The organism is Bulleidia sp. zg-1013, assembly GCF_019798045.1.
Taxonomy (GTDB): Bacteria; Bacillota_I; Bacilli_A; order Erysipelotrichales; family Erysipelotrichaceae; genus Bulleidia.
The window spans coordinates 25,425-47,457 of sequence record NZ_JAGXEX010000009.1 but is presented as its reverse complement, the minus strand read 5'-3'; the positions used below and the strand labels follow the sequence as shown (position 1 = coordinate 47,457).

The 22,033-nt window shown below is 32.9% G+C and carries 25 protein-coding genes and 1 tRNA gene; 4 read left to right on the top strand and 22 right to left on the bottom strand.

The features are described 5' to 3' along the window. Positions 1 to 350 (top strand): IS3 family transposase (locus K7I92_RS06485; protein WP_220282498.1); only part of this gene is annotated, 350 nt, incomplete at its 5' end. 95 nt (positions 351 to 445) lie between these two features. Here K7I92_RS06485 and argS read toward each other — a convergent pair. Next, on the bottom strand, positions 446 to 2,104 hold the full coding sequence (argS, locus tag K7I92_RS06480) for an arginine--tRNA ligase (protein WP_220282497.1): 1,659 nt from the start codon (positions 2,102 to 2,104) through the stop codon (positions 446 to 448). A gap of 80 nt (positions 2,105 to 2,184) precedes the next feature. Continuing rightward, positions 2,185 to 2,258, bottom strand: a tRNA-Arg gene (locus K7I92_RS06475). Between the two features lie 208 nt (positions 2,259 to 2,466). On the opposite strand from K7I92_RS06475, the gene guaC reads away from it, so the two are divergent. Then, a complete protein-coding gene (gene guaC / locus K7I92_RS06470) occupies positions 2,467 to 3,453 on the top strand; it encodes a GMP reductase (RefSeq protein ID WP_220282496.1) in 987 nt (328 codons plus the stop codon). A gap of 16 nt (positions 3,454 to 3,469) precedes the next feature. After that, a complete protein-coding gene (locus K7I92_RS06465) occupies positions 3,470 to 3,964 on the top strand; it encodes a phosphatase PAP2 family protein (protein WP_220282495.1) in 495 nt (164 codons plus the stop codon). Between the two features lie 323 nt (positions 3,965 to 4,287). On the opposite strand, the gene K7I92_RS06460 is transcribed toward K7I92_RS06465, so the two are convergent. From K7I92_RS06460 to K7I92_RS06380, 19 genes are all read right to left on the bottom strand, one after another. After that, entirely contained in the window at positions 4,288 to 4,509 is a 222-nt protein-coding gene (locus K7I92_RS06460; protein WP_203245370.1) for a DUF3784 domain-containing protein, read from the bottom strand. Positions 4,510 to 4,534: 25 nt separating this feature from the next. Next, complete coding sequence (locus K7I92_RS06455) at positions 4,535 to 4,903, bottom strand: DUF3021 family protein (RefSeq protein WP_220282494.1); 369 nt, start codon at positions 4,901 to 4,903, stop codon at positions 4,535 to 4,537. Between the two features lie 602 nt (positions 4,904 to 5,505). Beyond that, positions 5,506 to 5,934: a zinc-binding dehydrogenase gene (locus tag K7I92_RS06450; RefSeq protein WP_370627453.1), complete on the bottom strand. Its 429-nt coding sequence runs from the start codon at positions 5,932 to 5,934 to the stop codon at positions 5,506 to 5,508. Positions 5,935 to 5,960: 26 nt separating this feature from the next. Next, positions 5,961 to 6,425: a hypothetical protein gene (locus K7I92_RS06445; RefSeq protein WP_220282493.1), complete on the bottom strand. Its 465-nt coding sequence runs from the start codon at positions 6,423 to 6,425 to the stop codon at positions 5,961 to 5,963. Next, entirely contained in the window at positions 6,409 to 7,062 is a 654-nt protein-coding gene (locus tag K7I92_RS06440; protein ID WP_220282492.1) for a HEAT repeat domain-containing protein, read from the bottom strand. The genes K7I92_RS06445 and K7I92_RS06440 overlap by 17 nt, the downstream gene beginning before the upstream one ends. A 6-nt stretch (positions 7,063 to 7,068) precedes the next feature. After that, a complete protein-coding gene (locus tag K7I92_RS07530; protein ID WP_220282491.1) occupies positions 7,069 to 7,341 on the bottom strand; it encodes a hypothetical protein in 273 nt (90 codons plus the stop codon). 6 nt (positions 7,342 to 7,347) lie between these two features. Beyond that, entirely contained in the window at positions 7,348 to 7,470 is a 123-nt protein-coding gene (locus K7I92_RS07525; protein WP_370627454.1) for a hypothetical protein, read from the bottom strand. Next, complete coding sequence (locus K7I92_RS07520; protein ID WP_220282490.1) at positions 7,455 to 7,592, bottom strand: hypothetical protein; 138 nt, start codon at positions 7,590 to 7,592, stop codon at positions 7,455 to 7,457. The genes K7I92_RS07525 and K7I92_RS07520 overlap by 16 nt, the downstream gene beginning before the upstream one ends. Before the next feature lie 420 nt (positions 7,593 to 8,012). Further along, complete coding sequence (locus K7I92_RS06430; RefSeq protein WP_220282489.1) at positions 8,013 to 8,855, bottom strand: nucleotidyl transferase AbiEii/AbiGii toxin family protein; 843 nt, start codon at positions 8,853 to 8,855, stop codon at positions 8,013 to 8,015. Continuing rightward, entirely contained in the window at positions 8,848 to 9,441 is a 594-nt protein-coding gene (locus K7I92_RS06425; RefSeq protein ID WP_203245363.1) for a type IV toxin-antitoxin system AbiEi family antitoxin domain-containing protein, read from the bottom strand. Before K7I92_RS06425 ends, K7I92_RS06430 begins: the two co-directional genes overlap by 8 nt. A gap of 192 nt (positions 9,442 to 9,633) precedes the next feature. Then, complete coding sequence (locus tag K7I92_RS06420; protein ID WP_220282488.1) at positions 9,634 to 9,876, bottom strand: hypothetical protein; 243 nt, start codon at positions 9,874 to 9,876, stop codon at positions 9,634 to 9,636. A 189-nt stretch (positions 9,877 to 10,065) separates the two neighbouring features. Further along, on the bottom strand, positions 10,066 to 10,650 hold the full coding sequence (locus K7I92_RS06415; RefSeq protein WP_220282487.1) for an MptD family putative ECF transporter S component: 585 nt from the start codon (positions 10,648 to 10,650) through the stop codon (positions 10,066 to 10,068). 10 nt (positions 10,651 to 10,660) lie between these two features. Continuing rightward, a complete protein-coding gene (locus tag K7I92_RS06410; protein WP_222150678.1) occupies positions 10,661 to 11,365 on the bottom strand; it encodes an energy-coupling factor transporter transmembrane component T in 705 nt (234 codons plus the stop codon). Further along, positions 11,355 to 12,872: an ABC transporter ATP-binding protein gene (locus K7I92_RS06405; protein WP_220282486.1), complete on the bottom strand. Its 1,518-nt coding sequence runs from the start codon at positions 12,870 to 12,872 to the stop codon at positions 11,355 to 11,357. The genes K7I92_RS06410 and K7I92_RS06405 overlap by 11 nt, the downstream gene beginning before the upstream one ends. A gap of 2 nt (positions 12,873 to 12,874) precedes the next feature. Beyond that, positions 12,875 to 14,584, bottom strand: coding sequence for an ABC transporter ATP-binding protein (locus tag K7I92_RS06400; protein ID WP_220282485.1), 1,710 nt, complete (start codon positions 14,582 to 14,584; stop codon positions 12,875 to 12,877). Further along, positions 14,577 to 16,316: an ABC transporter ATP-binding protein gene (locus K7I92_RS06395; RefSeq protein WP_220282484.1), complete on the bottom strand. Its 1,740-nt coding sequence runs from the start codon at positions 16,314 to 16,316 to the stop codon at positions 14,577 to 14,579. Before K7I92_RS06395 ends, K7I92_RS06400 begins: the two co-directional genes overlap by 8 nt. 141 nt (positions 16,317 to 16,457) lie before the next feature. Then, a complete protein-coding gene (locus tag K7I92_RS06390) occupies positions 16,458 to 16,733 on the bottom strand; it encodes a hypothetical protein (protein ID WP_220282483.1) in 276 nt (91 codons plus the stop codon). Between the two features lie 131 nt (positions 16,734 to 16,864). Further along, positions 16,865 to 17,458, bottom strand: coding sequence for a hypothetical protein (locus tag K7I92_RS06385; RefSeq protein WP_220282482.1), 594 nt, complete (start codon positions 17,456 to 17,458; stop codon positions 16,865 to 16,867). Positions 17,459 to 17,520: 62 nt separating this feature from the next. Continuing rightward, positions 17,521 to 18,093: a TetR/AcrR family transcriptional regulator gene (locus tag K7I92_RS06380; protein ID WP_220282481.1), complete on the bottom strand. Its 573-nt coding sequence runs from the start codon at positions 18,091 to 18,093 to the stop codon at positions 17,521 to 17,523. A 603-nt stretch (positions 18,094 to 18,696) separates the two neighbouring features. Here K7I92_RS06380 and K7I92_RS06375 point away from each other — a divergent pair. Beyond that, complete coding sequence (locus K7I92_RS06375) at positions 18,697 to 18,858, top strand: hypothetical protein (RefSeq protein WP_203244948.1); 162 nt, start codon at positions 18,697 to 18,699, stop codon at positions 18,856 to 18,858. Between the two features lie 227 nt (positions 18,859 to 19,085). On the opposite strand, the gene K7I92_RS06370 is transcribed toward K7I92_RS06375, so the two are convergent. Further along, positions 19,086 to 21,956, bottom strand: coding sequence for a Cna B-type domain-containing protein (locus tag K7I92_RS06370; RefSeq protein WP_220282480.1), 2,871 nt, complete (start codon positions 21,954 to 21,956; stop codon positions 19,086 to 19,088). Between the last annotated feature and the right edge of the window lie 77 nt (positions 21,957 to 22,033).

The window sequence follows — 22,033 nt, the reverse complement described above, 5'->3', positions numbered from 1 at the left end:
TGAATGCATTGGAACAGGCTATTGCAATAACATCCGATTGCCAATATCGAAGAACATTCCACTCTGATCAAGGCCGGGCATATCAGATGAAGGCATACTCTCATCGCCTTAAGGAAAATAGAATCTTCCAAAGCATGTCTCGTAAGGGAAACTGTCATGATAACTCTGTTATGGAGAACTTCTTTGGATTACTTAAACAAGAAATCTATTATGGTGTTATTTACTATAGCTATGATGAGCTAAAGTCAGAAATCGAACGATACATAAAGTATTACAATGAACAAAGAATTAAAGAAAAACTGGGATGGCTAAGTCCGGTGCAATACAGGCTTAGACTCTTGACCGCATAAAAATAGCGGAGCAGCCATATAAACTGCTACGCTAAAAAAGTCTAACTTTGGGGGGTCACATCAAAAAGCGATACATTTTGTACCGCTTTTCCAACTTACATTTGTTCTAAAGCTTCAACACCAATTAGTGCAAAGGCATTCTTTAAGGTAATCTTAAGAGCCATCAACAAACCAATACGTTGGATGGTCAATTCTGGATCATCAATGTTATTAACCTTAGCGCTACCGTAATAGCTATGGTAGTTCTTCGCTAGATCCATGATGTATTCCGTCACTTTATTTGGCTTACGCAAACGAGCCGCGTCCGCTACTAATTTAGGGAATTCAGCCATTAGCTTCATCAAATAAAGCTCCTTTTCATCTGTTAAACGAGTAAAATCATTTGTTGGTTTGAATTCAGGCAAGTCTTCTTTTCTTAAGATAGAACTCATACGTGTGTACGCATATTGGCAATAATACACTGGGTTATTATTGTCTTTCTTACGGGCTAAATTGAAATCAAAGTCCATGTGTGAAGCCACATCCTTAGATACAAAGAACCAACGAGCCGCATCAACACCAACATCTTCACAAAGTTCACGCAAAGTAATCGCATTACCAGTACGTTTTGACATCTTCACTTCTTGACCATCTTCGACCATACGTACCATTTGAATGATATCCACATCCAATGTACCCTCCGGATAACCAAGCGCCTTTAACGCCAACTTCATACGCGTCACATAAGAATGGTGATCAGCACCCCAAAGATCAACTAATTTTTCATAACCACGCTCTACTTTATAAACATGGTTAGCAATATCTGGTGTTAAGTAAGATAAAGTGCCATCGCTCTTTCTTAAGACACGATCCTTATCATCACCATATTCAGTCGCCTTAAACCATAAAGCCCCATCTTTTTCGTAAGTAAGACCCATCTTATCCATCTTCTCTAAAACCGCATTAATTCTTTCCATGTTATTTTCATAGAAGAATGTTTCCGGCATCCAAGATTGAAAATGAACACGATAAAGTTTAAGATCTCTTTCCATCTTCTCTAATTCTTTTTTCTTACCTGTTAATTTGAAATGTTCCAAACGTTCTTTAGGATCAGCGTTTAACCACTTATCTCCTTCTTCAGCTAAGATTTCTTTAGCAATGTTCTTTACATCTTCCGCATGGTAACCATCTTCCGGCAAAGGATATTCCTTACCCAATAATTCAAAATAACGGGCAATTAGGCTTTCTCCTAACATATCAATTTGATGACCAGCATCATTAATATAGAATTCTCTTAAGCAGTTATAACCGGACTTTTCTAATAGGTTTGAAATACAATCACCCCAAGCCGCATTACGTGCATGACCACAATGTAAATCACCTGTCGGGTTAGCGGATACCCATTCGACTAAGATATTTTGACCAACACCGGATGTGTTTTCACCGTATTTATCACCAGCTTTTAAAACTGTATTAATAACTTCTGATAACACTTCTTTTTTAATTCTAAAATTAATAAAACCGGGTTTTACCGCTTCAATTGAGGACGCTTCTGATAAGGTATTTTTTAAATCATTAACTAATTCTTCCGCAATCACAATTGGAGCCTTATGTAACACTTTCGTAAGACGCATAGCTGCGTTGGTTGAATAATCTCCCATGGAACGATCACGGGGTTCTTCCACCATCAATAAACCAGCCTCTGTCCGGATTTGGAAGACATTGTTGACACTCTTTTCAAGAGCTTTAATAATTGTTTCTTGTATTTGGCTCATTCTAAAACACTCCTTTTATAGATACCCTATCATTCTACTGTAAACATAAGAAAAAAGGAAGATTTCTCTTCCTTATTTAGCGCGCCGAGCAGGAGTCGAACCCGCAACCTTTTGATTCGTAGTCAAATACTCTATCCAGTTGAGCTATCGGCGCATGACTCTCTAACTAATATTATACAAATGTTTTTTAAAATGGCTAGAACTTTTTTTGCTATTTTATAAAAAATAATATAAATCTTGTAAATTTTTCATTTTTTGCAAAGAAATCTTCTCCTTCCCCTACGTCCTTAAGACCTTTCCTTTCAATCCATGTTATATTAGACGAGGATACTTTTTACTCCCCTATGAAAAGAGGGCTTTTTATGGATAATTTTTCTGTTTTTGATTATGAGGATATTCAGCTTATTCCAAATAAGTGCATTGTTAAGTCACGCTCTGAATGTAATCCAAATGTTACTTTTGGCAAATATCATTTTAAATTACCGGTGGTTCCAGCAAATATGCAGACAGTGGTGGACGAAGCTTTATCTGAAGAATTAGCGAGGAAAGGCTATTTCTATGTGATGCACCGTTTTCAACCAGAAAGACGATTAGCTTTTATTCAACATATGAAGGCACAAGGTTTAATTTCTTCTATTAGTGTCGGCGTTAAACAAAGTGAATTTGATTTCATTGAAGAATTAAAAGTACAGGGTTTACAACCAGACTATATCACAATTGATATTGCCCACGGTCATTCCAACTCAGTGGTAGATATGATTCATCATATTAAGAATAATCTACCGAATAGCTTTGTGATTGCCGGTAATGTTGGTACTCCAGAGGGCGTTCGTGAATTAGAGAATGCTGGTGCTGATGCCACAAAAGTCGGTATTGGTCCAGGCAAAGTTTGTATTACAAAATTAAAGACCGGTTTTGGAACAGGTGGTTGGCAATTAGCGGCTCTTCGTTGGTGTTCTAAGGCGGCGCGCAAACCAATTATTGCGGATGGCGGTATTCGTACCAATGGTGATATCGCAAAGTCTATTCGTTTTGGGGCTTCTATGGTAATGATTGGATCTTTATTCGCTGGTCACGAGGAATCACCTGGTGAAATTGTGATGCAAGGCGGGCAAAAAATGAAGGAATATTTTGGTTCTGCTTCGGAATACCAAAAAGGTGTTCATAAAAATGTAGAAGGAAAAAAAATGTTAGTGTCTTGTAAGGGGTCTATCTTTGATACTTTGCAAGAGATGGAACAGGATCTTCAATCTTCGATTTCCTATGCTGGCGGTCGTGATTTAAACGCTATTCGTCATGTGGATTATGTGATTGTTAAAAATTCAATTTTTAATGGCGACCGTTTTTAGTCTATAATTAGTTGTTATGGAACTGAAAATATTGCGCTTCTTACAAGATTTATTTCCAAATCCTTTTTGGATTCATTTAAACCAATGTATGTCCTTTCTTGGCGATGGTGGTCTTATTTGGTTTATAACAATGATTGTTCTTTGGTTTATTCCAGAATATCATTATTTGTCAAGATTGATGTTAGTTACCATTGCTATTCAGGCTTTAGTAGTAAACGTTATGTTGAAACCATTATTTAAACGAACTAGACCTTTTTACAGTGAAAGGAATCGTTTATTGCTAAAAAAAGAGCCTAAGGATTCTTCTTTTCCATCGGCTCATAGTAGTTCTTCTTTCGCTATGGCTGGTTTAATGGTTTTTACAAAGTTTCCTTATTGGCCTATCTATCTAGTGATTGCTTGCGGGATTGCTCTTAGTCGATTGGTATTATTTGCACATTGGTTGAGTGATGTGATTGTGGGAATTATCATTGGCTTATTGATTGCCTATATTATGGTTTATTATTTCTAGGGTTCTGAACTGAACCCTTTTTTTGATATGTTTTTTACAAAAAACTCCCTAAATATAAAGCATTTAACTAAGCCTTGGATATTTCTACCCTCGCACTTGCTGTCAAAAATTTTAGCCTCACATTTCTTTCTAATCTAATTGTATTCATAAAACGCATACTAGAACCCGCAAAAAAAGAAAAGCCCTTAAAATCTATATTATGTGTCATTACAATTTATCTTTTGAGAAAATCCGTCCATTTACCCGTCCACTTCCTTATTATAAAAAATAAGTGCAGATGTTTCATTGACATCTACACTTATATAGTACGAAACCGGAATTTGTTATTTAGTAATCATCACACAAATCCCAATTACAACAAGGATAATTCCAATGATAAACTCCGCTAATCCAACCTTTTTAGCATAGGATTCTGTCTTTCTTCCAGATTTATAATCTTCTTCAAAACCATTAATCAAATTATATTTTTCTTTAAAATAAATGAAATAGCCCAATGTGGTAAGGACAACTCCTATTAATATCAATATTACCTTTAGTAAAGTCATTAAAATCACCTCTATAAATTCTTATCTATTTATCTAATATCTTCCCAAAAATAAAGTAGGCAACACTCCACAATACAATTCCAACTAACAAAAACATTCCAAATACTTTAAGATAATCCAAAGCGCTATTTAATTCATACCAACCGCTTATTAATAAGCATGGAAATACCGTCAGGAACATAATTATAAAGTGAACAATTGATTGCTTGAGTAAAGACCATTTTTCAATTTCATATATGACAGAAGCCGCAGCTATCGAAGTTGCGATAATCCCAACTAAAAATGTACCCTTAACTTGAAAAACATCTATTCCTTGATATTTCATGATTATTGATAGTGTCGTCATTATGATTAATGGGATAATTCCCCTGATTATTGCTTTTTTTATTAACATTTTTCACCCCATCAGATTCTATTTTGTATATTATATCATTTTTAAGCTCTTTTTTCTACTGTCGGATTCCCTGCTATTTAAAAATCATTTATGGAGATACATATGAAAATGATAGAAAGTATAAATGTAAAAACTTGAAACTATAGTTATATTCAATTATATTCATCTTAATTCTTAGCTCGATATATAGGATATCATATAGTGTATATTTTCCGGAATTGAAAAATGTATATCGTGCATTTCAAATTTTCCGCTTAATCCTTTACTAATGGCAGTCTGGTGAAAATGTGATAATGCTATACCGATATCTAAACGTTTAATTTTTTTCACATCATCATTTACGTTGTTCTTATAGTTCCATATGTTCCAAGTTGCACGTTTTTTGCGCCGGTATCTTTGCTGATATACTGTACCTTAACATCTATACCAAAAGGATTAGTCAAAGTTTTATTAAAAGCCATCAGCTTATATTTTATCTTCATCCGATAATGACCTTGCTTTAAAACTTCTGGTACTAACACGCTTTTCTATGGCTTTTTCAACATTAATTGGCAATTGATTTACTTCTTTAAATTCCATCTATATTTCTTCCCCTCTCTGATTTATTCTCTTTCCATAACAATAACCGTCTTGCCCTTAGAGTGTCCATTGGCTACCTTATCTAAAGCCTTATTCACTTCTTCAAATGGATAAACAGTATCAATGGATGGTTTTATTTTAAGATTATCAAATATATCCGCCACTTCTTGCAGTTGTTTTCCATTTGATTCTACAAAAATAAAATCATACGTAACACCGTATTTTTCTGCTAACTTATCGAACTTACGACCTGCAATACCTAATATAATCTTTTTCCACTTAGGCAACTTCATTCTTTTTGCAAAAGCCCCGTTTGGCATGGCTCTTAAAGATACTAATTTTTCACCCCTTTTCAAAATGCTCATCTGCTTTTCGGTTTCATTTCCTCCAAGCGTATCTAAGACATAATCGACATTGGATAGAACCTTTCCCCTGAATACAAATTTTATCACTAATCACAACTTCATTTACTTTACTTTTAATACATCTCAATCTTCCCCTTATACTTATTTGCTTTGTCTATTAAACTTCCCCTTGCCCCCATTGTAAAAGTAATATCACTGCTACGAATAGACAAGAGCCTATCTCCGACTTTTATTTCAAAGTCTTTCATTAACGTAGTTGAGAGATAAATGGAATTATCTTTTAGTGCAAGCCAGCCATATTTTCTTCCTTTGTAGGAAATTAACACGCCCTCTCTTAAACTTCTATCTGCTAAACTTGGATTTTCTTCTAATATATTTTTAAGTTTTGAATGAGAAAGTAAGGGTTCTGTCATTACACAAAATCCCCCTGTCTGCTTGCTACCGGAAATAATATAAATATAGGTTTCTTCTTGTAAATTATATTCTTTTACCGCCATTGTTGGAAATGTGAGTTCTCCATTTTCTCCTATCTTCGACCAACCAAAAATATATTTTCCGCCTTTAGTCATCTGTGGCATTGTCTTCACTCTCCTTTAATGCTCTTTTGGTAATCCGTATTGCACCGGCACCATGAATACGAACAACAGGGTTTGTATCGTTATCTGCAAACCATTGTAATTTTTCTAAATAAGGCTTTACATACTGCGGTTTTCTTTTTCCCATTACTCGAAACATTTCTGGAGCTTCTATCCGCACTCTCTCCCATTTGTCCCGTATCATTTCATAAAATAATTCCAGTTTTTCACAGAACAGCTCCGAGGCATTTGTTGCAATATTTTCACAAGCCCAAAGGAATGCGAGTCTTACTTCATCTACATTATCTTTTCTCATTTCCATTATTTTGTCTAAATATGGAACAATCAAATCCTTATCAGCTCTGCCTATTCTTCCAAGTGCATTTACTGAACGCTCTCTTAATTTAGGGCAATCATCATGTAAGTAACTTGCAATATCTGCAACATATTTTTTTACTTTTAGATGATAATTTAATCCCATTTCTCCAAGAAGCCATAAGACCTTTGCTTTCACATCATCAGAATGATTTTCATTCAAGTAAATAGAAACTTCATCAATAGTTGTTTTCCAATTCTCCTTATTTTTCGTTATCTCTCTTAATTCCTTTAGTAGCTCTCTATCTTCGCCTATATTTACCAATTCAAATTACTCCTCAAAATACAGTTTTCTAAAATCACTTATCCAATCGTTTAATGCTTCTGATAGCAATGCTTGTTGATTTAAGATAGATTTGGCGCAAACAGGAATATCTTCTCTTTCCATCTCTAACTTCCTTACTGCATTTTTGTACTTCTCAATCTCTGTTTCAATATTATCTATAATCTCTTTACTTTCATTTTTTGATAACATTGTCATATTGATAATAACTGCATTAAAATCTAAAAATACATTGACCATTTGAGCAGATATTTTCTTCATTAATTCTTAAAAATATTTATCTCCACCTTCCGTAATGTGATAAATCAACTTCTCAGGCATATTTCCATCTCTTGATAAATTGCCTTTTATATAGCCCTTTTCTTCCAACTGAATTACTTTTTTATAAATTGACGGAGTGCTGACTTTAACCCATTTAGAAATATTTCTGTACTCAACATTTTTTGTAAGTCATAAGCACTTTGTTCTTTTTCCTTAATCATTCCTAAAACGATTAAATCTATTGTTGACATATTATTATTCCCCTAAACTAAAAACTACTATAAATTATATCACTATATTTTATAGTAGTCAATTTTTAGGCAGTTACAAAGCAAGCTGATTTTTCTTTTTTGTTTTCCCACTATCCCTGTTTCTATATAATCTTACTCTTGTATTTTGAATTTTTATCTATCAAAGGCTCAAAAAAGGACTTCTGCACATAGGCATAATAAGTCCTCTGAAATGAAAGAAACTTGCTCTTTCCCTATATTTTAAATTTGATTTTTTATGATAATTACCGGTATCAAAAAGGTCTATTGTTTTTTCTATATGAATAACAGACCCTAAATAATGCATAGCAATTATCTCCATTATTTAATCCGTTTTCCTGTTTTGGAATAACTTACATAAAAATATTTGACGCCTTCTTTTCATTGAAAAACGGTTATATGCTAATCTTCATTCTTTATTTTTTTCACCATTTTTATTCCATTATCCAATACTTCTTCAAAGGTTATATCCTTGGCATATATATTTTTTCTTGAATAGGCTTGCCATCTTTTCAAAAAAGCTTCATTTGTTTTCAAGTTTTCAAGCAAATCAATAATTTTACCTATGTCAAATTCTGTTTTTCTATACTGAAAAGTTTTTCTACAAGCTTCCCTTAATATCTCTGCATTTACATCTTTGTCCTTTAATTTATAAATAATATAAAGATCGTAATAATCCTTACTTCTACTATTTAAAAATCCTCTTGCATAAATGGTCTGTATTTTTTCTGCAAGCATAGTTTCTATCGGATAAGCCTTGATTATTATTTCTTCCTCTCCAAAAGAGCTTACATACTTATAATCTATCGGATGAGGTGTAATAACATCTCCTGTTGCAATGTCAAGTGGTACAATCTGTCTTATATTTTCCATTTTACATAAGATATTTGCACGAAACCCTCCATATTGATCTTCTTCTTTGATTGGCACAATACTTTGCAATTCATAAAATATATCGTCGGATTCTTCCGGTTTTAAAGTTTCGTTCAGCATTTGAACAATATTTTCTTCTGATAACTGCATGTTTCTCAAAAGAAAGTCTATATCTACAGTACTTCTTGAATCAATTCCAACTACACTTGATAACAAAAAGCCGCCCTTAAAAATAAATCGTTCACTATATTTGCTTCCTGCTAATTTTTTCAATATACTCTCCAAGAAATAATACAGCATAACAGAATTAAACGAAAGACCGACTTTTTTGCTGACTTTATGGCAAAGAGCCGTTAATTTTGCTTTATTCATAAACCACCTCCATAACTTCTCTCACTTTATTTTCAATTCCCATTTTCATTGCAATATCATAAAGGGAATGAACATCTCTTTCTTCATAAGAGGAATACGAACGAATAAGTTTTACATAGACCTCTATATCCATTTCTTCTTTATGAGCAATAAAATCACAGAGTGTCCTCTCATATGAATATACCTTAACTTTATTTCCAAACATTGTAGGTTTTTGGATTACACCTAAGTCATAAATTGATTTTTTTACATAATGAATATTGAAACCATTCGGTTTTTCATTAAATTTATATCCGTTATAAACGGTTACATCGATATTCCAAGGAATTTTATCTGTTTGTCCAAGCAGATAAAGAGCGGTTTCATAAGAAAATATCGCCTTTTTATACTGATATTGAAAGAAATAATACTCATCATAATCTCCATCTTTTGTCATATAAATTCCTTTTTTAATTTTCAACAATCTCCCATCTTTCGATAGTCGACTGAGATATATCGTCGGTATATTATTTTCCTTACAGTATGCTGTTGTAATAATTCCACCTGATTGTTTTAGATGTTGTTCAATTTTATCTTCATAATTCATACCATCCACCCTTTTGTTGCGTTTACACTTGCATTATATCATTTTTTAAGTGTAACCGCAACAAGGTGGGTTGGTAATTTATACCTACATTTTATTCCTCATCTTCTTCATCATCATAATCGTCATCTTCCTGTTTTTTCTTGTGAATTTTAAAGTAATATCCCGCTCCAATTACTGCAAGAACGATGATTCCTAAAAAAAATATAAGCACCTCTGCCTTTGCTTTCTTCCTTTATTCGGCTCTTCTTTTTTTACTTCACTTTTCGGTACAGTTTCTTCTATTTTTTTGACTTCTTCTTTTAGATTTTCCTTTTTCTCTACCATATTAAGAAGATCATCTTCAGATACTTCAGTTAAAGGTAATATTCTTTTGGCATATATGCTTCCTCCATTTCTTTTTTGTCTGCGTTTTAAGGCAAAAAAGGACTTCTGCACATAGGCATAATAAGTCCTCTAAAATGAAAGAAACTTGCTCTTTCCCTATATTTTAAATTTAACTTTTCATGATAATTACCGGTATCAAAAAGGTCTATTGTTTTTTTCTACATGAATAACAGACCCTAAATAATACATAGCAATTACCTCCATTATTTAATCCATTTTTCCATCACTAATAAAGATTGATTAAATCACTCCTGCTTTTTCAAAATGTTTTTTGAGTATCCTTGTTGCAACAAATGCTCCTATGCAGGCAAGAACAAAAGTTATCAAGCCAAATCCTACTGCCCATGAAACTTTGAAATAAGATAATGCTTCATTTATTTGTGCTTCACTCATTTTCCATTTTGATGCTCTTTCCACAAAAGAAGCTGTTCCGAATAAAATCACAGGAATTACTGTTCCTAAAAAATCTGCTAATGCAAATGATCCATATCCAATAATCATTCGTCCCTTGCTCTCATAATTTCCTATAATCAAATCACATATAATTCCACCGATTACAGCAAAGACTGCATGAGGCAGATGTCCTCCCGACAATGCAATTAAACCAAGAAGCGTTCCTGATATTGTAAATACGCCCTTCTTTTTAACTTTTACAGCCATAAGAATATAAACAGTGGCAGCTATCATAAAGCTAACTCCTGAAGCAATAAATCCTCCTATAACTGTTGTTGCCATAGCAAAACTGGCTGCCATGTATATGACAATTCCAATTGCATTAAAGATTCCGATTGTAATAAAATCACGACCATTTAATTTGTTTTTCATAAAAGTCCTCCTAATAAATTTTCTGTATTACTATCACAAGAGCAATCATCAAAGCTCCTAATAGTCCAATCAATAAATCTGCCCATCTAAACCGCAATTCTGTTAATGTAACTCTGTTTTCATCACTATCAAGTCCTCTAATGAGTGCTGAAGCTGACAGTTCATCTGAAATCTTAATCATTCTCATTAAAAGCGGAACAAGTGTATATTCCATATATTTAATTGGATGTAGCAACGGGAAAAATCTGCTTGTTACGATTCCTCGAATCTTCATATTCTCTTTTAATGCCTTAAATTCTATTTTTATAGTTGGTACAAACCTAAGCAAAACACTAAAAGGTATACCAATGCTTCTTGGTACTTTCATTCTATTTAATGCTTCCAGCATTTCACTTACACTTGTAGTCTTTGTTATATATCCACCAAACATAGCAATTAAGGTCATTCTTGACGCAAAGTAAATAAACATATATATTGCGAATACGATGCTTGCTTCACAAAACTTTCCAAGCCCTAACTCTATGCCGTATAAAAGCGCAAAAAACAAAATAAAGCGTAATGCTCTTTTCCACATACTGCTATATACATACAGAAAAAAGGCAAAGACAATTAGTCCAAAAAGTAGAATTGTGTCGCTTATAAAAAAGCTCGTGAATCCAACAATTGGAAGTAGAGTAAGTTTTATTCTCGGATCGACTGTTTTTCTATCTATCAAGCTCTCTACCTCCTCTCATCTTGTCTAATATGAGAAATTTATTACTTTCACTCATATTCAAAACTTTTTCTATTTTTCCATCTCCCATTACCCAGAGCTTGCTCACTGTGTTTGCTAAAAACTCAAAATCATGACTTATCACCAAAACTGTTGTCCCATTTTTTAATTGTTCTTCAATCAATTTTGCCACTGAAAGCATTGAGTCTTTATCACAACCTGATGTTGGTTCATCATAAATAAAAACTTTTGCCTGTTTCATCATTCCACAAGCTATTGTCAATCTTTGTTTTTCTCCTCTCGATAAAGCAAACGGATGCTTATCAATATATTTATCTAAGCCAAGTACATTCAAAATAGACTTTGCCTTTTGGGTATTTTCTTTTTTATCTTTACTTGAAATACCAAGTAACATTTCATCAAGTACACTTTCCGAAAATAACTGATAGTCTGAATCTTGAAAGACAAAATATGACATATCCATTAAATCTTTACGATTCAACTCTTTATCTTTTTCCGCCCATATTTTTCCCTCTTTTATCTTCTCAAGTCCTGAAATTACCCTTGCAAAAGTAGTTTTCCCGGTACCATTTAAGCCGATAAGACCAATGGCTTTTCCGCACTCTATATTGAAATCGAGATGATTTAAAATGTACTGTTTTTGCTTCTTTCCGTCCTTAGCTACATTCGAATAGCAAAATTTCAAGTCTTTTCCGCTGATACTTTCATCATTTAATTGATATGAATCTTTCTTCTCGCTTATCCTGTATTCTTCTAATTTAAGAGTTCTTAGTCCATTCTCATCCCAAAACTCTTGGTTAAGAGAAATAACTTCTTCCCAACTCAAGTCCTGTGCAATTTCTCCATCTTTCACCAAAAGAAAACGGTCAAATAAAGATTTTACATAGTACAAACGATGCTCAATTAGAACAACCGTTGTTCCTTTTTTCTTTAATTTCTCCAAAATTAAAAATAGGTCAAATGTTGCTTTCATATCCAAATTTGCTGAAGGCTCATCTAAAATTAAAACTTTCGGATTCATTGCATAGATACTTGCAATAGCTATCTTTTGTTTCTGTCCGCTTGATAATTCAAAAACGGATTTTCCTTTCAGTTCCTCAATATCCAATTCCACATATACTTCTTCTACTCTCTGTTTGATTTCATCTCTTGATTTGCAGATGGTTTGAAGCCCAAAAGCTATTTCTTCATCTGTCGTTGTCGTGAAAAACTGACTTCTTGGATCTTGAAATACAGTCCCTACAATATGTCCTACTTCATGAAGTAATAGTTTGCTTATATCTTTTCCGGACGCAAAGGCTTCCCCTTGCATTTTGCCTTTGTAATAATGTGGAATAAGACCATTCATTACACTTCCAAGAGTGCTTTTACCACTTCCACTTTTTCCTGAAATTAAAACAAATTCACCTTTTTTAATTTCAAGATTGATATTTTTTAAAGCAGTTCGCCCATCTTCCCATTCATAAGAAACATCTTTTAACAAAATCATGGTTACACCTCATACTGAGCTTTCCATAATTTTGTATAGTATCCATCTTTTGCAAGAAGTTCGCCATGCTTTCCTTTTTCAAGTAAATTTCCTTTTTGGAATACGAGAATTTGGTCAGCTTTTTGAATTGTTTTTAAATGATGAGCCACTACAAGTACAGTTCTATTCTTTGCAAGTTCTGTAATGGCATCTTGTATCAAAGATTCATTTACAGGATCAACATTACTTGTCATTTCATCAAGAATTAAAATCGGTGCATCTTTTAGAAAAGCTCTTGCAATAGATATTCTTTGTCTTTGTCCACCTGAAAGAAGCCCACCATTTTCGCCAATATCAGTTTCATAACCTTTTGGTAAACTCATAATGAAATCATGTATCCTTGCCTTCTTTGCAGCTTTAATGATTTCCTCTTTTGTAGCTCCTTTTTTACCTACTCTGATATTTTCTTCAATCGTGTTATCAAACAGCTCCACATTCTGCATGACAATGCTTATACGGTCTAAAAGCTCATCATAAGGAATATCCCTTATATCAATTCCCCCGAGTGTAATTTTTCCTTTATGCACATCATAGAATCTTAGAAGTAAGTTGGTTATAGTAGTCTTTCCAGAACCAGATTCTCCAACTAAAGCTGTCATTGTTTTTTCAGCAATAGAAAAGCTTAAATTTTCCATTTTAAATTCATCTTTTTCATAGGAAAAGGCAATGTTTTCAAAAGCTATATCATTATCTTTCGGAACAATACCGTCCACTTTGTCCGATATTACATCTGCATATAAAATTCTTGAAAGTCTTTCGTAACTATCAACTGCCGAAACATAGTACATATAGTGTTGTTCCATAGAAGCGAACGGCTTATAAAACTCTTTTGAAATTACTGCAAAGATAATAAAATGAAGTACATCAAGACTTCCCTTTGTAACAAGTATTGCTCCTGCAATTAAAAGAACTAAATATCCAATATCCAGTAAAAAACCAAATATAGATAATTGTTTTGCCTTGAATCTTGAAGCTGCTTTGCTTGTTTCTCCAAACTTTTTTGTCTTATTCATAAGCTCATTATCCAAGCTCTTATTGTTTGAAAAACTCTTTAATACAGGTATTCCTCTAACATATTCAACAAATAAGCTAACCATATCAAGAAGTGCTGAGTTGTTCCGATTCTCTATTCTTTCAGATTGCTTAATTGTCAGATATAGAAAGATAAGTGCAATCGGAACGGATACTGCCATAATAATAGAAAGTTTTAAATCAATACTTGCAAGACCGATAAATACGACTGCACCTATCAAAAAATCACCAAACATTCTTGACCACATATGTCCTACAACAAGGGACATATTATCAACATCTTTGTGTAAAATTGTATTTATTTCCCCAAGTCGTTCATTGGTATAAAATCCCAAACTGAATTTCTTTAATTTGATAATCATGCGTTCTCTTATTTGCTGAACAATATCAAAACCAGCACTATGCTTTTTCATATCTGCAACCATGTTACAAATGCCTTTGAATACAACAAGGAGTGCAATCGCAATAAAATATTTATATAGGCTTGCTAAGCTCGTTCCATCAAAGATTTGGAAAAGTATAGAAAATACGATAACAATCATAGTTATGGAGCTTAATCCATAAAGGGCAAAGAATACACTTGATATAATCAAATCTCTCTTGCCGGTTTTTGTAAGCAGTTTTAACATTTCTCTAAACATTTTCTGTTACCACCTCTTTCAAATTCCATCTATCTACCTTGTTCTGTGCTTCCACCATATCCTTATAGAACTCACATCTTTTCATCAGCTCTTCATGGCTTCCTGTATCAAGAACAACACCCTTGTCCATAACTATAATTTGGTCTGAATCTCTAATCGTATTTAGATGATGGGCAATTGTAATGATAGTTTTATCCTTACTTAAATCATCAATCGCTTCGCCGATTAGTCTTTCATTTTCACTATCAACAGCTGCCATTGCTTCATCTAATATTAAAATCGGTGCATTTTTCAGTATCATTCTTGCTATGGAGATTCTTTGTTTTTCTCCACCGGATAACTTGACTCCCATTTCACCTACTCGTGTTTCATATCCATTTGGTAAAGCAGAAATAAAATCATGACACCTTGCTTTCTTTGCAGCTTCTATCACTTCTTCTTTGGTTGAACCGACTTTACCGATGGCTATATTTTCAAAAATGCTTAAATCAAAAAGGATAACCTCTTGTTGCACACTACCAATCAACATTGAAATATTTTCTTGACTATATTCTTTTATGTCTTTTCCATTTATCAATATCTGTCCTTCGTCTGCATCCCAAAATCCCATAAGCAAGTTAGATACGGTACTTTTCCCACAACCGCTTGCTCCGACAAAGGCATTCAAGCTATTTTTCTTAAAAGTCAAATGGATATTTTTAAGCTCAAAGCTATCTTTTCCGTATGCAAAATTCACATCTTTAAATTCTATGTTTCCAAATTCTAAACCTTGTTCTGTCTTTTTCTTTGGAAGTGGAACTGTTAATACTTTTCCTATCGCCTTTAACGCTTCCTTAAACACAATAGAAAAATGTTGCAATGTAGCTGTCTTACTTATAGATGCAGTAAAAGCAGATGATAAAATTATTGCAAGAATAAAATTAGGAGTTGTAATATTCCCATAATAAAGAAAGATACTTCCCAAAATCATGACAATTACCACTCCAATTTCCATAAATATGTCAATGAGTCCCATTGGAATTGTGATTGCTCCCATGCTCTTTTTAACCCAGTAAATATATTCCCTTGCCGTTTTTAATGTTCTTTCGCTAATCTCCTCTTCTTTCGCAAAAGCTTTAACAACAGAAATATTTTTTACATATTCCATCAGTTCTTCTCTCATCTTATTTTCATGATTAAAGTAAATCGAAAAGTTTTTATCCATTGTTTTCTGTGAAAGAACTTTTACCAAATACATGAGTGGAACTCCGGCAATCATTCCAAGAGCAAGACGCCAATCCACAAAAATCATAGCTACAAAAATAATGGTAGGCAGAAGTGTAACTGACATTATTTCAGGAAGACCATGAGCAAGGTATACTTCCACTTGTTCCACATCATGCTGAACAATGTTCGTAAGCTCTCCTGTATTATGTTCTTTAAAGAATCCCAAACTTAGTTTTTTCAGATGATTGATAATATCTAACCTAAGTTCTGTCAATTTTTCATAGGCTTTCTCATGAGCAACCTTTGCCTGTAAATAATAAAATACTCCTTTTAATACAAACGATATAAAGATTCCTAAGAAAATATATTTCAAATTATCTTCGCTAATATTGTTTGTAATTAAGGAACTAATCAAATATACAAGTAAGATTTGTGGTATCAAATCAAATACTATTTTTAAAGCAAGAAGTGAATTGGATAATCCGTTTTTCCCAATCACTTTTTTTCTTAATTCTTTTTCCGGCATGAACAACGCTCCTTTCAAAATTGAATAATATTGAATTTTAATTCAGTATTAGAGTTTAAAGTAAGACTTTGCCGATTAAGCAAAGTCATATTCCTAACAGATTTTCCGACATATTCGCCTTTATCTTAAGACTATCAACAATCAGACCATTTCATACAGCAAAAAACCATTGCCGCTCACCTGTTTCAAATGAGAAAGAATTGTTTCAAAGCCTTTCAACACCTCCTGAGCAGGCAAATCCCAGTCAGAAGCAACCTCATCAGCCAATTCATTTAGATTTTGCCAATCAAACGCAGTAAGCAACTCTTCTGCCGTTTCACTGTCAAATTTAACGCAGTCAAGAACATCTTCCGTCTCCGGTGCATCAAAGCGACCGTCTATATCCAGCTCTCCTTCGAAATAATCCCAAATAGCCATATAAATTTCACCGGAACAGCCACGTCAAATAATTCCTTTTTCTGTCCGTCTTTCACCAAATAAAAATTTGCAATTTATGACATAATTTTCTTCCTCCTTGTATATACATAATATAGAAACGAATCCCTATATCATCCAATTTTGTTTTTTGCAATTTTTTCCAAAATTTGAATGACCAACCAAACATTCGTCACTTGTATCGCACTTAAAGTAATAAATGTTTTTTTCTCTTTAAACTTAATATTTATTGTGTTTGACGGTTTGTCTATCCGATAATACTCTATTGTATTTAATGGATATAAACTGTCCTGTCCCCGTTTTGTTTCAATTAAATTTCCATTTTTCAATTGAATTTTATAATCATTTAATCCATACTGTAAAACAACATCGACAGCATTTATATCTTCCGGAATATCCCCTCCCAACTGATAATTTGCATAATGCTTAGGCACAGAATCTATCTCCTCTCTACTCGGAGAAATTTGTAAACTATATTCCTTTTGATTGCTCGTTAATATTGTTATTACACGATAAGGTGTAATTTTATCTAAATAAAAATTTGATTTTACTGCTTTAATATCTCCAAAATATAATTTGATATCCTCACCTTTACCCATAAAAACAACAAATCCATCCTCAATCAGAGCTATCTTTTCAATATGGTTTTTTCCAAATATTTTTTGTGAAAATCCCTTTGATGTATTATTGATTATTTTTTTATACATTGTTTCTCCTTTTGATAATACATATATTTTTGTAATTTCAGCATTTTTCAATAGCATGTATATTACAGGGATTCCACTCCCTTGTAATAACACCTTGCAATAAGTTTTAGCATATCTTTTGCCCACTTTTCACTTTGATAGTGTCTTGCTATTTCAAGAAGTCCCTCTGTAAAGTTATTGGCTAAAATATGGGCAAGCATCAGATCATATTCCTCTTTCGATTGTCTTTTCAAGCTCACTTCAATATGAACCTGCATTTGTGAAATAAGTTTTTGTTTTGCTTCTGTATGCTTTGTACCTGAGCTTTTATCCATTAAAATAATTAACTTCTTACGCTCTTTTAAAAGTTCATGGATATAGTTCTCGCCCACTTCATCAAATCTTTCGGACGCAGTGCCTTTTTCTAATGACTCTTCATCATTAAAAGCCGATTCAAAATTTATATAAACAGAACTTACTACTGCATCAAACAAAACTTCCTTATTTTTGAAATAGGTATAAATTAGTGCCACAGGAATATCTGCTTCTTTTGCAATTTCTGTTAATTTGGCACCTCTATAGTCTTTTTCATAAAACACTTTTTCTGCTGCATCGAGTATTCTATTTCTAACTTCTTCTTTTAATACCTGTGCCATAGCACACCTCTTCCTATTTCAATACTGAATTTATATTTAATAATAAATTTCTATTCAATATTTGTCAAGCTGACCTTACTTTTTTATAACTATCTTTTCTCTCATTAATTTTTCGTTTTTCTTTAGTTTCTTCTTTTGTTGCTTCAAAGTACTAATAAAATAAATTTCTATCCTTTACCTTGATATTAGCCTTTCTTTGTGTTTCTTTTATAGGCGAAAATTTTTGCGATAAAAACACATTGACTATTTTTGTTGCAAGTTCCTCAAACTTTTCATAGCAATTATTGCCCTCTTATTCAAAATCATATCTTATAAATTTTGCATATCAATCTTTCAATCTGTTTGGCTTTTAATAAAGCTTGCCTTTCTCTTTTTCTAAAATATTTTTCAAAACTTATCCATAATTTTAGACTCCCTTTCAGATTTTTGCTTTACTTAACTTATATCTAGTTTTAAACGCAAAAAAACGGCAAGTTGTCAAGTAAATAAAAATAATCATAGTGGGTAAACATATTGGCAATTTGAAATTTTGTAGGGTCTAGTTGTATAAAACTCCTTTTTAGAATGAGATTGAATCTTATTCTGAAAGGAGGTTTTTTATTTATGATTAATGATTCAATTAGTTCTATCATCGCTCTTAAAGATGATGAAGTAGAATACTGTAAAGAGGTAATATCTAAAAAGAATAATAAAGATGTACACACCTTCTATGTACGCTTAGTAAACCACGGAGGTAGATGCCCTTATGATACTAAGTTTAGATAACGGGTATACATCCTACTCACCGGATAAACTAACTAACAAGGTTAAGAAATCAAGTAATCACATAAAAAGGAAATGATAAATCACTCCATCATTTCCTTAACTTTAGGTAAAACCCCACGTTTTTTCAAAGGGTTTTCCTACAAAATTTCAAAGGTTTTTCCAATCAATCCTACGAAATTTCAAATTAACGATTCTTGGTCTAACTTTTGGGCTTCACTTCAAAGTCTTTATTGCTGTTGTCTTTTTCTAATACCCAACAGAACAAGTAAACTTCCTGAAACAAACATCAACCAAGCGTATAGAAACAGATTGGTTCTATCTTCTGTTTTTGGTACGGTTTTGTTTGGTGGTGTTGGCGGAGCTTCTTTCTCGTTAGTGATGGTGAAACCGTCTTTCATGCTTCCTCCATAGACTACCTTATACTGCTTGCCATCAAATTTAATGGCATTTCCATCTTCTCCAACTTCTTTGACTGTGTATTTGTAGTAGTCTGTACTTCCAAGTCCATTTGCCACTTCAAGATTCTTAAACTCTCCACTCCAGTTATTGTCCTTTGTCAGCTCAAGTTTCTTTCCTGTAGGATTACCGTCTTTATACAGTTCCACGGTAATTTTATCTGTTGGAGCTATAATGTTGTTTTCCTTATGGTCTTTCCATAGCTTTGTTACCTTGACCTCTCTGATTGGAGGTTCCATCTGTGTCCATGGTTTTTCCTTTTGGTTAGTGATGGTGAAACCGTCTTTCATGCTCCCTCCATAGACTACCTTATACTGCTTGCCATCAAATTTAATGGCATTTCCATCTTCTCCAACTTCTTTGACTGTGTATTTGTAGTAGTCTGTACTTCCAAGTCCATTTGCCACTTCAAGATTCTTAAACTCTCCACTCCAGTTATTGTCCTTTGTCAGCTCAAGTTTCTTTCCTGTAGGATTACCATCTTTATACAGTTCCACTTTAATCTTTTCTATCGGAGCTTCGCTTAAGTTATTTCCTGAACTATCTTTCCACTCTTTAGTAACTTTGATAGTTCTTGTTGGTGGTATCATCGGTGTCCACGATGGGAATTTTTTATTGGTAACAGTTAATCCATTTTGTATATTTCCTCCGTAGGTAACCTTGTACCAATCTCCTTCAAGCTGAATGGAATTAGCCATTTCTCCTACTTCCTTTACAGTATAGATATACTCATTTCCTTGAGAATCCATTTTATCCAAGTCTGTCCAAGTATGGGTAGTTGTTCCGTTTGTCAGTTCAATCGGACTTCCTTCATTTTGTCCATTCTTTAAAAGCTGTAACTTAATGGTAGGATGCTCCCCTGCCACATCTTCCCATGCTTTCGTTACTTTTACTTTTATTTTGTCTTGCACATTCTTAATAATCAATGTGCCTGTCGGATCGGTTTCGTAATGAACTGTATAGCCTTGCGGTACATCTTTTTCTTCTACCTTATACTTAATAGGTGAACCATCTGCAGCATATTTTCTAAGTCCTGTAAAGGTATGTTTCCAACCTTCACTTTTTTTAAGCTCATATTCCTGCAAAATAGTCTCACTTCCTTCTGCTTTAAGCTGTACTGTTACGGAATCACCGATTTTTCCCACCCATTTCTTTTCTACCGATATTGAAATCTTTTCAATTTCTTCAGGTTGTTTTTTATTCACAACAGTTAATTCTACATTTTCTTTTTCTGATTCATATTCTTCTTGAAAATCCCATCTATGACTTTCCCCACCTATAATATTTACTGTATCTGCAATTATACAACCATCAACATTTTGTCCTACATTAATAGTATTCCCGACTGCTAAAATACTGCCTTGAAATCTTGCTCTATTAATATTTATGACTTGATTTATAGCTCTATTTTTAAAATTCCATAGAACTTTCGCATCACTAAAATCTTCTGTTTCATGATTATTTCTATCTGTCCCATCTGTATATTGCAATTTGATTTCTGCACCTATATTTATAGTTTGTGCATTTTTTGTATCAACATTTATAACTATGTTCGGACCATTTTTCTTTATACCTTTTATAGTTATTGGTCTGTCTTTTTCCAATTCTTCTTTTGTTAAATCTAGGTATATAGTTTTTGGTGAACCAATATTTTTATCAGTAATGGAAAAATTATGATTGTTTGTATTGAGAATATATCCTTGTAAAGTAGATATTTCCTTAAAGTAGTAATCACCTTTTTCTAAATTATTTACAATAATTTTCCCATTTGATGTTTTATGTTTTGAAATAGGTTTATTTTCACCTTTTTTATATAATGCAAATTCAACATTATCTAAAGGTTTCCCATCTTCATCAGTTTTTGTTAAAACAGCAGTGCCTAATTTAGAAGATTTAACTTTACTAACATCAAAATATCTGTTATTTTCATCATTAAAATTTTTTTCTACTCCATCAGTTTGCAAATTAGAAGCTAACTTGTCTGAGCTTTCTTTTAATAATTGAAACTCTTTTTCGAAATCTATATATTTACTGCCATTTTTATCTTGATAAATTTCATCTTTTGTCAAATGATCCAATTTATTTCCATTTGCGGCAACTTTATTCCCATTATCTACTAAGGTTAAATTTACTTTTTCTCCAAAAACCGCCTTATTTTTTCTGTTTCCATTTGAACTTACGAAAGAACTGCTTTGAATATAACCGGCATTTTGAATATAGGAAATATCTGTATTTAGCTTTCCTTCTTTAATTCTAGTTCCAAAGTTACTTTGTGCATCCAAATCCCCAACAGCAAGATTTCCGGCTGTATCAGCCGTTAGTTTTGCTTTATTAGCAAATATATGAAAATATTTAGCTATCCCTAAAAGACCATATCTCTTTAAATCAGTGTCAACTTGTCCTGCCTCTTTTGCTTCAAATGTGCCATTCTTATTTAATTTGGGATTAACAGACTTCTCAGCAACTTTTTTCTCAAAAGTAATGCCTAGTTTACTTTTTCCATTATTGTTATCAGTAACTTCACTTACAATCGCACTATCTGAAATTGTTTCATGTGCTTCTTTTGCCACAACAACGTAAGGAACAAAGTTTGACAAAATAATCATAATCGCTAGCAACAATGTAGTCATTTTTTTCTTCATTTTTCTTCTCCTTAATTTTAAAGTCAACCAAAATAGTACATAAGAAAATTTCGGATCAAACAAAACAGACTTTAAAT